The sequence below is a fragment of the Rhodococcus sp. B50 genome, from assembly GCF_013602415.1.
Lineage (GTDB): Bacteria > Actinomycetota > Actinomycetes > Mycobacteriales > Mycobacteriaceae > Rhodococcus.
This window is the reverse complement of the sequence record NZ_WPAG02000002.1, coordinates 2,385,842-2,398,801: the sequence shown is the minus strand read 5'-3', so window position 1 is coordinate 2,398,801 and position 12,960 is coordinate 2,385,842. Positions and strand designations below refer to the sequence as shown.

General features: G+C 69.4%; 14 protein-coding genes. 8 read left to right on the top strand and 6 right to left on the bottom strand.

Features of this window, described 5'->3' with window-relative positions:
* The first annotated feature begins 244 nt into the window (after positions 1-244).
* From sigE to tatB, 4 genes are all read left to right on the top strand, one after another.
* A complete protein-coding gene (gene sigE, locus GON09_RS11220; protein WP_213931867.1) occupies positions 245-880 on the top strand; it encodes an RNA polymerase sigma factor SigE in 636 nt (211 codons plus the stop codon).
* Positions 881-896: 16 nt separating this feature from the next.
* Complete coding sequence (locus GON09_RS11215; protein WP_213931866.1) at positions 897-1,229, top strand: anti-sigma factor family protein; 333 nt, start codon at positions 897-899, stop codon at positions 1,227-1,229.
* Between the two features lie 208 nt (positions 1,230-1,437).
* On the top strand, positions 1,438-2,907 hold the full coding sequence (locus GON09_RS11210) for a S1C family serine protease (protein ID WP_244866197.1): 1,470 nt from the start codon (positions 1,438-1,440) through the stop codon (positions 2,905-2,907).
* A 71-nt stretch (positions 2,908-2,978) separates the two neighbouring features.
* Entirely contained in the window at positions 2,979-3,380 is a 402-nt protein-coding gene (gene tatB, locus GON09_RS11205) for a Sec-independent protein translocase protein TatB (protein ID WP_213931865.1), read from the top strand.
* A gap of 88 nt (positions 3,381-3,468) precedes the next feature.
* On the opposite strand, the gene GON09_RS11200 is transcribed toward tatB, so the two are convergent.
* The 5 genes from GON09_RS11200 to GON09_RS11180 form a co-directional block, all read right to left on the bottom strand.
* Positions 3,469-4,602, bottom strand: a complete 1,134-nt coding sequence (locus tag GON09_RS11200) for an Mrp/NBP35 family ATP-binding protein (RefSeq protein WP_213931864.1) — start codon at positions 4,600-4,602, stop codon at positions 3,469-3,471.
* A 51-nt stretch (positions 4,603-4,653) separates the two neighbouring features.
* On the bottom strand, positions 4,654-5,520 hold the full coding sequence (locus tag GON09_RS11195; RefSeq protein ID WP_213931863.1) for a lytic transglycosylase domain-containing protein: 867 nt from the start codon (positions 5,518-5,520) through the stop codon (positions 4,654-4,656).
* Between the two features lie 256 nt (positions 5,521-5,776).
* Complete coding sequence (locus tag GON09_RS11190; protein WP_213931862.1) at positions 5,777-6,736, bottom strand: hypothetical protein; 960 nt, start codon at positions 6,734-6,736, stop codon at positions 5,777-5,779.
* Between the two features lie 107 nt (positions 6,737-6,843).
* Positions 6,844-7,365 (bottom strand): DUF1003 domain-containing protein, encoded by a 522-nt coding sequence (locus GON09_RS11185; protein ID WP_213931861.1) that lies wholly within the window; start codon positions 7,363-7,365, stop codon positions 6,844-6,846.
* A complete protein-coding gene (locus GON09_RS11180) occupies positions 7,358-8,632 on the bottom strand; it encodes a magnesium transporter MgtE N-terminal domain-containing protein (protein WP_213931860.1) in 1,275 nt (424 codons plus the stop codon). Before GON09_RS11180 ends, GON09_RS11185 begins: the two co-directional genes overlap by 8 nt.
* 58 nt (positions 8,633-8,690) lie before the next feature.
* Here GON09_RS11180 and GON09_RS11175 point away from each other — a divergent pair, with 58 nt between their 5' ends.
* The 3 genes from GON09_RS11175 (at position 8,691) to GON09_RS11165 (ending at position 11,183) form a co-directional block, all read left to right on the top strand.
* Positions 8,691-9,650 carry an HpcH/HpaI aldolase/citrate lyase family protein gene (locus tag GON09_RS11175; protein ID WP_213931859.1) on the top strand — a complete coding sequence of 320 codons (960 nt, stop codon included), beginning with the start codon at positions 8,691-8,693 and terminating at the stop codon, positions 9,648-9,650.
* A gap of 120 nt (positions 9,651-9,770) precedes the next feature.
* A complete protein-coding gene (locus GON09_RS11170; protein ID WP_059382973.1) occupies positions 9,771-10,256 on the top strand; it encodes a general stress protein in 486 nt (161 codons plus the stop codon).
* Positions 10,257-10,328: 72 nt separating this feature from the next.
* Positions 10,329-11,183, top strand: coding sequence for a hypothetical protein (locus GON09_RS11165; protein ID WP_213931858.1), 855 nt, complete (start codon positions 10,329-10,331; stop codon positions 11,181-11,183).
* A gap of 4 nt (positions 11,184-11,187) precedes the next feature.
* Here the strand turns inward: GON09_RS11165 and GON09_RS11160 are convergent, their stop codons facing one another.
* A complete protein-coding gene (locus GON09_RS11160; protein ID WP_213931857.1) occupies positions 11,188-11,619 on the bottom strand; it encodes a protein-tyrosine phosphatase family protein in 432 nt (143 codons plus the stop codon).
* Positions 11,620-11,706: 87 nt separating this feature from the next.
* Here GON09_RS11160 and GON09_RS11155 point away from each other — a divergent pair, with 87 nt between their 5' ends.
* Positions 11,707-12,936 (top strand): GNAT family N-acetyltransferase, encoded by a 1,230-nt coding sequence (locus GON09_RS11155; RefSeq protein WP_213931856.1) that lies wholly within the window; start codon positions 11,707-11,709, stop codon positions 12,934-12,936.
* Positions 12,937-12,960 lie beyond the last annotated feature (24 nt).

Sequence of the window (12,960 nt, the reverse complement as noted above, 5' to 3'; positions counted from 1 at the left end):
TTTCGAAGGATGATCACGCCCGGGCGGGTTTTCTCAGGGACGTTTCAGGTTACTCATACGGCGGCCACATCGCCGCGAGGAAAACTGACAATCGACGAACCAGACGATCGCTCCGGTTCACGACTTCGAGGACACACCGCCTCGGGGGCGTTCCCACGAGGGAATACCCCGCGCAGGTCGAGTGTTGTAGGCCTCGAAGCCCGTGTCCGTGCGCGGTCCCGACGAGGAGGATCCAGCGATCCACATGACCCGATCCCACACCGTTCCCGAGTACGACGCCTCGGCGCTCGACGCTGCCTTCGAGGCGGACCTGAGCGGCACCGCGGCGTTCGATGCCACCGGGGATCGCACGGCCATGCCGTCGTGGGACGAACTCGTTCGTGAGCACGGCGACCGTGTCTATCGCCTCGCCTACCGTCTTTCCGGTAATGCCCAGGACGCCGAGGATCTCACGCAGGAGACCTTCATCCGCGTCTTCCGATCGTTGCAGAACTACCAGCCCGGCACGTTCGAGGGCTGGTTGCACCGCATCACCACGAATCTCTTCCTGGACATGGTGCGCCGCCGGAACCGCATCCGGATGGAAGCACTCCCCGAGGACTACGATCGGGTACCGGCCGCAGGGCCGAACCCCGAGGAGATCTACCACGACGCGCGTCTCGGCGCCGATCTGCAGTCCGCACTGGACTCGCTCGGACCCGAGTACCGTGCCGCGGTGGTGCTCTGTGACATCGAAGGTCTGTCCTACGAGGAGATCGGTGCCACACTGGGGGTGAAACTCGGTACGGTACGAAGTCGTATCCACCGAGGCCGCCAGGCACTCCGCGAGTACCTGCGCGAGCATGGAAAGGTCGAAAACGGTCGCGTCGATGCGGGGTAGCCGCCGGGAGGTAGTGATGACGATGGTGCAACCACCTCGCAGGTTCGGCTCCACGGAACATCTCGCCAGCGAGGCAGTTGCCGCATTCGTCGACGGCGAACTGCGCATGGCGGCCTACATGCGGGCCGCCCAGCACCTGTCGATGTGTCCCGAGTGCGCCGCGGAAGTCGAAGCCCAGCAGCAGGCCCGCCACGCGCTCCGGTCCGCGGCCGATCACGTACCCCGTATGCCGAGTTCGCTGCTGGGAACGTTGAGCAGCATCCCTACGCATCTGTGCGACCCGTCCCCGCATCCGCAGGCGGACGACCGGTTCGCCGCGCGCCGGTGGTCGATTCTCCGTCGCCGGTGACCGGACGGGCGGTAACAGGTGATCCGATGCCATCGGTGATACTGGGCTGCGTGACGGACCTATACGGGGGAGACGGGCACGCGTGACGGCCGAATCTGCGCAGCACACCGAACGCCGGGCCGGCGACGATCCTCGTCGCGACGACGAGCTGCCCCATGCCTCGTCGGGGAGAGGCTCGTCCGACAACGCCTCGTCGGGCCGGTCCGACCTGCCGGACGGCGCGATCATCCGTCCTGCCGACGCCCCTCGTCTCGACCCCCGGCCCGTCTACCGGCCGGCCGTCGACCCCGCATCGGCACGTGTCTTCGGACGCCCGGACGGCGCCGACGGATCGTTCGACTCCTCGGCTCATCCTCGCGTCGTCGACCCGCGCGTCCATCAGGCGCCTCCGACGGACGCGATCCTCGCCGAGGCCTACGGACGGCCGTCCGACGCCGACGAGACACTCCAGCGTCCCCCGTCGGAACCGGCGGGCGCGGCCGAGGACGAGGCAGAGGTCGATCCCTGGCGCGACCCCGACTCCGCGGTGCGGCTCGGTCCGCCCATGGCCGGGGAGACCGAGGAGCAGGAGCTTCCTCCGGCGCCCGGACTCACCCTGCGCGAGGTGTTGTTCGACCGCCGTGTCCAACCCCGCGCTCTCGCGACACTGGCTGCGGTGGCCGTCGTCATCGGCATGGTCGGCGGGCTCGTCGTCGCGCTGGCGACCGCCGACAACGGTTCGCTGACCAGTCGCGGAGTGACTCTGAGCCAGTCGGGCTCCGACGAGGAACTCCCGACCGGCGCGGTAGCGCGGGTCGCCGACACCGTGCTGCCCGCTGTCGTCTCCATCCAGACCACCGTCGGCGGCGACGCCGGAACCGGATCCGGCGTGGTGATCGACGGCGCCGGCTACATCGTCACCAACAACCACGTGATCTCGATGGCCGCCGGCAACCCCGACGCGAAGGTGCAGGTCACCTTCGGCGACGGCACCAAGGTTCCCGCCTCGATCGTCGGACGCGACATCAAGACCGACCTCGCGGTGCTCGCCGTCGAGAACGTCGACAACCTGGTCGTCGCCGAACTGGGCCGCTCCGAGGACGTCCAGGTAGGTGAGGACGTCGTCGCGGTCGGGTCACCGCTCGGCCTGAGCAAGACCGTCACCCGCGGCATCGTCAGTGCGCTGCACCGGCCCATGCGGCTCAGTGGGCAGGGCACCGACACCGACGCGGTGATCGACGCCGTCCAGACCGACGCCTCGATCAACCCCGGCAACTCCGGTGGCCCCCTCATCGACATGGAGGGTCGCGTGATCGGCATCAACTCCGCGATCAAGTCGGAGACGGGTGGCTCGGTAGGCCTGGGCTTCGCGATTCCCATCGACGACGTCACCGAGGTGGCGCAGGAGTTGATCCGCAGCGGTGAGATGCGGCATCCGGACATCGGCGTGAACGCGCGCTCCGTCGTCAACGACGTCGCGAGCGGTGCGGAGGTCGCCAACGTCCGGCAGGACAGCCCGGCCCAGCGCGCCGGAATCGTCGAGGGCGATGTGATCGTCAAGGTCGGAGACCGCGAGGTCACCAGCGCCGACGAGCTCGTCGTCGCGGTTCAGCAGCAGGAGATCGACGAACCGGTCACCGTCCAGCTCGTACGCAACGGCCGTCTCGTGGACGTCGGGGTCACCCCCGTTTCGGACTGAGCATTCCTGTCGCGTGATGTGACCTTTCCCGTAGGTGCTGCGATTCGGACGCGACCACGTACCCTGGATGCGTGTTCGGCAACATCGGTTGGGGCGAGTTCCTGGTACTCATCGTGGCGGCCCTCGTGGTACTCGGCCCGGAGCGGCTGCCCGATGCCGTCTCGTGGGTGGCCAAGTCGCTGCGTCAGGTGCGCGACTACGCTTCGGGTGCGCGCGACCAGCTGAAGCAGGAGCTCGGGCCGGAGTTCGACGACCTGCGGCAACCGCTGTCGGAACTGAACCAGCTGCGCGGCATGACTCCCAAGGCCGTGATCACGAAGCATCTGCTCGACGGCGACGATTCGATCCTCACCGGCAATTTCGACACGCAGTCCGCGACGCCCCCGGGAACCCCCACCAACGGTGCCCGGCCCAATCTGTCGAAGCCGCTCGCACGCGACGAGAAGCCGCCCATCGACCCCGATGCAACCTGAGATCGTTGCCACCTGAGACCGACTCGGCGCTCTACCTACGATCGAGCCCCTGCCGTGGAGAACGGCAGGGGCTCGATCGGTTCTCGTCCTAGAGGTGGCGCGTCGTGTCGATTCCCAGCGACATGCCGGCCAGGCCGCGCTTACGCACCGCGAGCTTGTCGGAAACTTCCTTCAGCGCCACCGCGGGTGCGGAGTCCGGCGCCGCGAGGACGATCGGAGTGCCGGAGTCGCCCGCTTCGCGTACGGCCGGGTCGAGCGGAACCTGACCGAGCAGCGGCACCGTCGCACCCACGGCCCGGGTGAGGCGCTCGGCGACGGCCTGACCGCCACCGCTGCCGAAGACGTCCATGCGGGTGCCGTCGGGCAGTTCGAGCCACGACATGTTCTCCACCACGCCGGCGATGCGCTGGCGGGTCTGCAACGCGATCGACCCCGCACGCTCGGCGACCTCGGCGGCGGCCTGCTGCGGCGTGGTCACGACGAGGATCTCGGCGTTGGGGATCAGCTGCGCGACGGAGATGGCGACGTCGCCCGTGCCGGGCGGCAGGTCGAGCAGCAGGACGTCGAGGTCGCCCCAGAAGACGTCGGCGAGGAACTGCTGCAACGCGCGGTGCAGCATCGGGCCGCGCCACACCACCGGGGTGTTGCCCTCGGTGAACTGGGCGATGGAGATCATCTTCACGTCGTGCGCGACGGGCGGGATGATCATCCGCTCGACCTGCGTCGGCTTGGCCGACGTGCCGAGCATCCGGGGGATCGAATGACCGTAGATGTCGGCGTCGAGGACACCGACGGACAGGCCACGCGAGGCCATCGCCGCAGCGAGGTTGACCGTGACCGACGACTTCCCGACTCCGCCCTTGCCGGAGGCGACCGCGTAGACGCGGGTCAGCGACCCGGGCTGGGCGAACGGGATGACGGGCTCGGTGGAGTCGCCACGCAGCGACTTGCGAAGTTCGGTGCGCTGCTCGTCGCTCATCACGTCGAGGGTCACCCGCACCTCGCCGACTCCGGCGACGTCGGCGACGGCCTTGGTGACGCGCTCGGAGATCTCGGTGCGCATCGGGCACCCGGAGGTGGTCAGGTAGATGGCGACATCGACGCTGCTGTCGGCGCCGATCTCGATGCTCTTGACCATTCCGAGATCGGTGATGGGCTTGCGGATCTCCGGGTCCTGGACCCGTGCGAGCGCACTGCGGACGTCGGACTCACTGACTGCCATGACGCCCATGGTAGGCGGCAGAGCGGTCGCGCCCGGACACGGGTGCGGTCGTCAGTGGATGCGGGGGAGGTCCGCCGGGCTCGGGTCGATGCCGGTTGAGTAGGCGGTCGACCAGGCGAGCACGTTCGCCACGTACGCCATCGAGTTGTTGTAGCGGTGGATCGCCTTCGTCGAGTGCGCGAGGTTGCGCATGTCGAGGCCGCCATCGCACAGGTACTTCGCGGTGGTGAGCGTCGAGTCGTAGAGGTTCTGGGGATCGGCGACACCGTCCCCGTTGCCGTCGCCCGCGTACTGCTTCCACGTGGTGGGGATGAACTGCATCGGCCCGACCGCACGGTCGTAGACCGTGTCGCCGTCGAGTGCCCCACCGTCGGTGTCGTGGATGGTGGCCTGGCCGGGCAGGCTGCCGTTGAGCGGCAGTCCGATCACGGGCTCGAGCAGGTTGCCCTTGTCGTCGGCCTTGCCGCCGTTCGCGTGGCCGGACTCGACGCGGCCGATGCCGGCGAGGAGGGTCCAGTGCATGCCGCACGTGGGATTCTCCTCGGAGAGGATGCGCTCGGCGTTGCGGTAGGCGGCGTAGTTGATGCCGGGGATGCCGAGCGGGCCCTCGTGAAGGACCTCGGGCTCGGGTTCCGGTTCGGGGGCGGCCTTGAAGGTCCGCACGGGTGCCGGTTCGGGCTCGAGCATGATGGTCTGTACCGCTGCCACCGCTTCCGGAACCGCGCTCGCGAGGTCGGCGGTGCCGGCGGACGAGGCCGTGGGCTCGGTCTCGTGCTGCGCCACTCCCATCAACGCTCGCGGCGACGCACCGGCCGTGGTCGCCGCCGCGGCGACCAGGCCGACCGGAACGAGTCCGGTCATCGCGATCACGGAATTTCGCCGAAGCTTCGAATCCGACGGTTTGGCGTGGCGGCCCAATGGATAACCCTCCCTCGGGTGTCTCGGAACGAGACACCTCCGTTACGTGCCGGGCCGAGGCTACAGCATTCGATGCTCTTCTGTTACTCAACCGTGATGTAACGGGAGTGCACTCGTGTGGATGTAGCCGATCCGTGCTGGTCGAACGCATCGGGCGGGGTGAGAGAAAAAGATGACGACACGCGCGTCGCGCGTGTCGTCATGACGGGCTGCGTCCGGGAGTCACTCGCCGAAGGCGGTTACTCGCAGAAGGCAGTTATTCGCAGAAGGCGGGGACCAGGCAGGGGAGTTCGGGTAACCCGGGCATCGGAGGCGGAGCCGGGGCCGGGGCCGGGGCCGGGGCCGGGGCCGGGGCAGTCTGCTCGGAGGGCGAGTCGGCAGGCGCCTCCTCGGCCGGAGGGTCGGCCGGCCGGGGCGGTGCGGCCGGAGCAGGCGCGGTCGCCGCCGGAGTCGGCGCGGGCGCCGCGACATCCGCCGCGCCCGGAATCGGGCGGGCCGGAATCGGCGCGAGGTCGGCAGGAGCCACCTCGGCGGCCTTCGCGTACGCACCCGACCAGGTCCGGACGTTCGCAAGGAAGTCGGGAGACGGATCGAACGATGCCACCGCACGCGCCTCACCGTCGGGCACGCGCAGGTTTCCGCCCGCCGCGCACATCCGGGCACCGGCGGCGAGGGTCGCGTCGAAGACGTTCTGTGGATCGGCGGTGCCGTCCGCGTTGCCGTCGGCGGAATACTGCTCCCAGGCCGACGGAGTGAGACGCATCGGTCCGAGCAGACCGTCGGGGGTGACGACCGGCGTGGTCACCGTGCCCAGGATGTCGGTGCGACCCCCGTCCGCGTGCCCGGAATTCAGGCGTCCGACGGCGGCGAGCAGGTTCCACGGCAGGCCGCACTCGGGGGAGTCGATGGCCAGCTGCATCTCGGCCGCACGATAGGCGTAGAAGACGAGTTCGGGGATCGCGAGCGGTCCTTCGCCGAGAACCGCCGCTCCTCCGGCCGCTGTCACCGCCTCGGGGGGGAGCTGGGAGAGCGGGTCGCTCGGGCTGCGCAGCGGCTGCGCCTCGCGCACCTCGCCGGGGAGCAGACCGACCGCCGGAGCAGCGCTCGGCTCGGCCTCCGCGGACGTCGTCTCCGCGACCACCGTCGCCGACGACGCCGTCGCCGCGAGTCCGGCAGCGACGATCACCGGCATCGCCAGCGCGACCTTCCACCGCACGCGATCACCCTCCTCCGGTCGTCCCTCCGAATGCTGTGACGAAGGTTACAGAAGGATGTGGGGTTGTGTGCAACCGGGCGTGCCGGACAACCGGCGCGGCGCCCCGTTCAGCGCCGGGGTGCGCGCATGCGCGCGCTGCCGGTGTCGTCCTCGTTCTCGTCGTCGACCAGCAGAGCGCGCAGATCGTCGAGCTCGCGACGTAGGTAGTCGCGGGTCGCGACCTCGCCCACCGCGAGTCGCAGGGCCGCGAGTTCCCGTGCCAGGAACTCCGTGTCGGCCTTGGTCTGCTCGGCGCGGGCGCGGTCCTCCTCGAGCGACACGCGGTCGCGGTTCTCCTGCCGGTTCTGCGCGAGCAGGATCAACGGTGCCGCGTAGGCGGCCTGCGTCGAGAATGCGAGGTTGAGAAGAATGAAGGGATAGGGATCCCACTGGAGTCCTACCGCGGTGATGTTCAGGGCGATCCAGACGATGACGACGATCGTCTGCATGGCGAGATAGCGGCCGGTTCCGAGGAACCGCGCGATCGACTCGCTGACCCGGCCGACCGCCTCGGCGTCGAAGTTGAACCGGAACCTCGACGACTGGGGGGTCTCGAGGCGCGAGCGGCCCTGCGTGCTGCGGTCACTCATCCTCGATGTCCTCCTCGCGCCAGTCCTCGGGCAGCAGATGGTCGAGCACGTCGTCGACGCTCACCGCGCCGAGCAGGTGCCCCTCGTCGTCCACCACCGGACCGCACACCAGGTTGTACGTCGCGAAGTACCGGGTGACGGTGGTCAGAGCGTCGTCGGGTGCCAGGCGCGGCAGGTCGTCGTCGACGACCCCTCCCACGAGGCTCGCAGGCGGTTCCCGCAGCAATCGTTGCAGATGGACGCAGCCGAGGTATTTGCCGGTGGGAGTCGCCGTGGGTGGGCGCACGACGAAGACCATCGACGCCAGGGCCGGACTCAGGTCCGGATTGCGAGCGCGCGCCAGGGCTTCCGCCACCGTGGTCGCCGGCGTGAGGACCACCGGCTCGGGCGTCATCAGACCACCGGCGGTGTCGGGGGAGTGCTCGAGCAGGCGGCGCACCGGCTCGGAATCCTCGGGGTCCATGCGCTGCAGGAACGACTCGGCGTCCGTGGCGGGTAGCTCGCCGAGGAGGTCGGCGACGTCGTCGGGATCCATCGCCTCGAGCACCGCGACCGCCCGGTCGAGACCGAGCTGGGTGAGCAGATCGGTCTGGTCGTCGGCGGGCAGCTCCTGCACGATGTCGGCGAGGCGCTCGTCGTCGAGTGCTGCGGCGACCTCGGTTCGTCTCTTGATCGGCAGGTCGCGCAAGGCGTTCGCGACGTCCGCCGGGCGCATGTCCTCGAACTGCAGGAGCAATTGCGCGACACCCTGTCCGGGCATCGACAGCGTCTGTTGCGTGAGTCCGTGCACGTGCGGCCATTCCACGATGTGGACGGGGGAGCGCCGCGCGAGCCGGCCGCGATGTCGACGCACCGCGACTCGGGCGACGACCCAGTCGCGGGTGCGCATGAGCTCGAGTCCCAGATCCACCACGACGGCGTCGACACCCATCAGGTCGGGCAGCTCCGGGTCGTCGACCCGCACACGGGAATCGAGGACCTGTCCGAGGGCGAGCACTTCCGAGGGTCGCTGGGTGAACCGGCGCAGACTGACGTTGCCGGTGACGAGGGTGACCGCCCCCGGCTCGATCGCGGTCACACGCAGCATCGGTACGAAGATCCGTTTACGGGTGGGCAGTTCGACGACCAGCCCCAGCGCACGAGGGGGCTGACGCCCGATCCGGATGGTCAGCACGACATCGCGAACGCGGCCGATGGACTCGCCGTCGGGGCCGAGTACGACCAGTCCGGCCAGCCGCGCGACGAAGACCTTGCTCACTGCTGCCATGATTGCCAGGCTAGAGCGTGCCCACGCTGTTCCCGGAACTCGGAGGTCTGGTCAGGTCATGTCGTTTTCGTTCAGGCCCCGGAGGTCGGTACTCGCGGTTCCCGGCAGCAGCCGGAAGATGATCGACAAGGCCAAGGGCCTTCCCGCCGACGAGATATTCCTCGATCTCGAGGACGCCGTGTCGCCCCTGGCCAAGGAACAGGCCCGCAGCACCATCGTCGAAGCCCTGAACGAGGACGGCTGGGGCGATCAGATCAAGGTCGTGCGCGTCAACGACTGGACCACGGACGCGACCTATCTTGACGTCGCGACGGTCGTCGGCGGCGCCGGCGCGAACCTCGACGCGCTCCTGCTGCCGAAGGTGCCCGATGCGAGCCACGTCGAGGCGCTCGACCTGCTGCTCACGCAGGTCGAGAAGGCCCACGGTCTCGAGGTGGGACGGATCGGCATCGAGCCGCAGATCGAGAACGCCATCGGGCTGACGAACATCGACGAGATCGCGACGGCGAGCCCTCGCGTGCAGACACTCGTGTTCGGCCCGGCCGACTTCATGGCGAGCATCAACATGCGCACCCTCGTCGTCGGTGAGCAGCCCGAGGGGTACGACGTGGGCGATGCCTACCACCACATCCTCATGACGATCCTCATGGCGGCGCGCGCCCACGGACTGCAGGCCATCGACGGTCCTTACCTCCAGATCCGCGACGTCGACGCCTTCCGCCGGTCGGCGCAGCGCACCGCCGCGCTGGGCTTCGACGGCAAGTGGGTGCTGCATCCGAGCCAGATCGATGCGGCCAACGAGGTCTTCAGCCCCCGGCAGGAGGACTACGACAAGGCCGAGATGATCCTCGACGCCTACGAATGGCACACCTCCGCCGAGGGTGGCGCCCGCGGTGCCGCGATGCTGGGCGACGAGATGATCGACGAGGCGAGCCGGAAGATGGCTCTCGTGATCTCCGCGAAGGGCCGCGCCGCCGGACTGCAGCGCACCCAGAAGTTCGAGCCGCCGGCCTCCTGACCGGAACGACCAGCAAAAAGAACATATCGGGCGAACCATCGCAGCGGGCCGGTCCTCGTCGAGGCAGAATGGGGACCGGCGCCGCGACGGTCGGCGTGCATCGCGAAGGAGCCGAACGACATGACGAATCCCCTCGGACCCGGTCGCCAGGTACCCGGTCTGCCGACTCCCCCCACGGGCTGGCCCGTCGGTTCGTACCCGACCTACGCCGAGGCGCAGCGCGCGGTCGACCATCTCGCCGACCAGAACTTCTCCGTCGAGGACGTCACGATCGTCGGTGTCGATCTCATGCAGGTCGAGCGGGTCACCGGGCGGCTCACGTGGCCGAAGGTGATCGGCGGCGGCATCGTCTCGGGCGCATGGCTCGGCGTGTTCTTCGGTCTGCTGCTCGGCATCTTCTCCACCGACTTCCTCGGCCCGCTGCTCGTCGGCCTCGTCGGCGGCATCATCTTCGGGCTCATCTCGGCGACCATCCCGTACGCCGCGACCCGCGGCCAGCGCGACTTCTCGTCCACCATGCAGCTCGTCGCCGGCCGTTACGACGTGCTGTGCCAGCCGCCCACCGCAGAGAAGGCGCGCGACATCCTCGCCAAGCTCGCGATCTGATCGTCCGGCGGTCACGCGTCCGCCGAGGACGGCACTCGTCGTGACCCGCCCCGCGCCACTACTGTCGATTCCATGCCCGATCTCGATTCGGTGGCCGACGCCCTCTACGGCCTCGACCCAGGCGACTTCGTGGCGGCCCGCTCCGAATTCGCGGCGCAGGCACGTGAAGCGGGCGACCGCGAACTGACGGCGGCCATCGGCCGGCTGCGCAAACCGACGGTTGCGGCCTGGATGGTCAACCTGCTCGCGCGCGAACGGGCCGACGAACTCGCCGCGCTGCTCGACATCGGAGCGGCTCTGCGCACCGCGCAGCGCCGACTGTCCGGCAGCGAGATGCGGAAACTCTCCGAGCAGCGGCGCCGGGTGGTCGCCGCGCTCGAACGCGATGCCGGACGTCTCGCCGCCGACCGTGGCCGCAGCGCCTCGGAGAGCGCCCTGCGGGAGGTGGGACGCACCCTCAACGCGGCCCTCTCGGATCCCGATATCGGCGAGCAGGTCAGGCAGGGCCGACTCGACGCGATCGTCGAGTCGGACGGCTTCGGCGACCTGTCCGCGATGCCGCTCACCGTCGTCCGCGGCGGGTCCGACCGGAAGGACGAGGAAGACCGGACGAGGTCGTCGCGCGAGAAAGCGGGGAAGCGCGAGGATGCCGAGCGTGCTGCTCGTGAGGCGGAGATCGACGAGGCCGCCGCCGCTCTCGAGTCGGCGCACAGCGCAGCCGAAGAGGCGCGTGCAGGGGCGGCGACAGCGGAGCAGGAACTGGCCCGCCACGAAGAGGAGGTCGCCGATCTGCGGGCGAAACTCGAACACGCCGAGCAGCAGCGCACCTTCGCGCGTCGTGCCGCGGCCGAGGCGAAGAAGCGGGTGGTGGCCGCCGAGCGCGCCGTCTCGGCCGCCGAAGCGCATCTGGCGCGGACGAAGAACTGAGCGGTCAGACCTTCGTCCCCGCGACGAACCTGCGCTGCCAGGGCGTCTCGACCGCGCGCGGATGGTAGTGGCAGCGCACGAAGTCGACGGCTTCGTCGGGGGAGAGGCCGTCGAGGACGGCGAGGCACGCCAGTGCGGTGCCGGTCCGGCCGCGCCCGCGCCCGCACGCGATCTCCACCCGTTGCCGTCCCGCCCGGATCCATGCCTCGTACAGGACGGCGTGGGCGTCCTCCGGGTCGCGGGGGGTGCGGAAGTCGGGCCAGTGGATCCACCGCGACTCCCAGTCGAACGGCACCGGTGGACGCGCGAGGAGATACACCCCGAAGTCGGGAAACGGCTCGTCGAACTCGGGGCGACGTATCCCGCGTCCGCGCACGAGTCGGCCGGAGGGCAGCTTCAGCACCCCGGTGTCTGCTGGATCCCACTCGCGTCGCACGGTGGCAACCTACCCGCCCGGCGCCGGTGTACCGAACGTCACGGCCGTTCGCCCGCGTCCCGGGTTCGCGGTCGATAATGTCGTTCCATGGGTGAACGAACGGAACCGGAGATCAGAGTTCTGGAGTCGGAAGCCGAACTGCGGGCCGCGTCGGCGCTGTTCCGTACGGCGATGGTGGGACTGCCGTCGTGGCCCGAGGTTCCCGACGGGACGGTCGCCGACTATCTCGAGGCCGGTCGCACCTGGGGTGCCTTCCTCGACGGCATGCTCGTCGGCACCGTCGACGCCACGAGCGGGAAGCTGACCCTGCCCGGTGGCGCCCGGGTTTCTCACGCCGCGGTCACCCACATCGGTGTGCTGCCCACCCACACGCGTCGCGGCGTGATCTCCGGACTCGTGCACCGGCAGCTGCGCGACGCGCGGGATCGCGGTGAGATCCTCGCGACGCTGCGTGCCTCCGAAGCGACCATCTACGGCCGGTTCGGGTACGGCGTCGCCTCGACCTCGGTGTCCGTCGACGTCGCCGTGCATCGCGCCGCGCTGCGTCCCGAGGTGCCCGACGCCGGGCCGGTCCGCCTGCTGACCTATCCGGATGCATGGGATGTCCTGGCGCAGATACACTCCCGTCACCTGCCCTCGCGTCCGGGCACGATCGACCGATCGGAGTACTGGTGGAACTCGCGTCGGTGGCGCGCAGACTCGCTCACCGATCCGATGTACGTGGCGGTACACGGTGAGCCGGGACAGGAGGACGGCTTCGTCCGGTACCACCCCGTCGACACGCATGCGTGGTTCACCAGTCGTAACCGCACCGTCGTGGTCGACGACTTCTTCGCCCCGTCGCCCGAGGCGTATGCCGGCCTGATCCGATTCCTGCTCGGCCTCGATCTGGTCGACACGCTGCGGTTCGCGGCCCTTCCGCAGGACGATCCGATGCCGCTCGTCCTCGTCGACGCGCGTGCGGTGCAGTTCCGTTCGGTCTCGGACGAGACGTGGTTGCGCATCCTCGACCTCGATCGGGCGCTGTCGGCGCGGAGCTATCGGGGGTCGGGGTCGGTGACCGTCGAGGTGTCCGATCCTGTGCTCACCGACAACGCCGGCGTCTTCGAGATCTCCGCCGACGGCGTGGCGCGCACCGCCGGACCGGCCGACCTGACGGTGGACATCGCCGACCTCGGTGCGCTCCTGCTCGGCCGGCCCGGATGGAACCGGATGGCCGCCGCAGGGCGTGTCCGGGTGCAGCGGCCGGAGGCCGTCGACACCGCGGACCTGCTGTTCTCCTGGCCGAACGCACCCTTCGCGGGGACGTCCTTCTGACCCCTCCGGCGCGCCGAAATCCCT

What these genes read in the sequence shown, in the direction of transcription:
- sigE (WP_213931867.1), top strand. Translation starts at nt 245, where the DNA reads ATGACCCGATCCCACACCGTTCCCGAGTACGACGCCTCGGCGCTCGAC.
- GON09_RS11215 (WP_213931866.1), top strand. Translation starts at nt 897, where the DNA reads ATGACGATGGTGCAACCACCTCGCAGGTTCGGCTCCACGGAACATCTC.
- GON09_RS11200 (WP_213931864.1), bottom strand. Translation starts at nt 4,602, where the DNA reads ATGGCAGTCAGTGAGTCCGACGTCCGCAGTGCGCTCGCACGGGTCCAG.
- GON09_RS11185 (WP_213931861.1), bottom strand. Translation starts at nt 7,365, where the DNA reads ATGAGTGACCGCAGCACGCAGGGCCGCTCGCGCCTCGAGACCCCCCAG.
- GON09_RS11180 (WP_213931860.1), bottom strand. Translation starts at nt 8,632, where the DNA reads ATGGCAGCAGTGAGCAAGGTCTTCGTCGCGCGGCTGGCCGGACTGGTC.
- GON09_RS11175 (WP_213931859.1), top strand. Translation starts at nt 8,691, where the DNA reads ATGTCGTTTTCGTTCAGGCCCCGGAGGTCGGTACTCGCGGTTCCCGGC.
- GON09_RS11170 (WP_059382973.1), top strand. Translation starts at nt 9,771, where the DNA reads ATGACGAATCCCCTCGGACCCGGTCGCCAGGTACCCGGTCTGCCGACT.
- GON09_RS11165 (WP_213931858.1), top strand. Translation starts at nt 10,329, where the DNA reads ATGCCCGATCTCGATTCGGTGGCCGACGCCCTCTACGGCCTCGACCCA.
- GON09_RS11155 (WP_213931856.1), top strand. Translation starts at nt 11,707, where the DNA reads ATGGGTGAACGAACGGAACCGGAGATCAGAGTTCTGGAGTCGGAAGCC.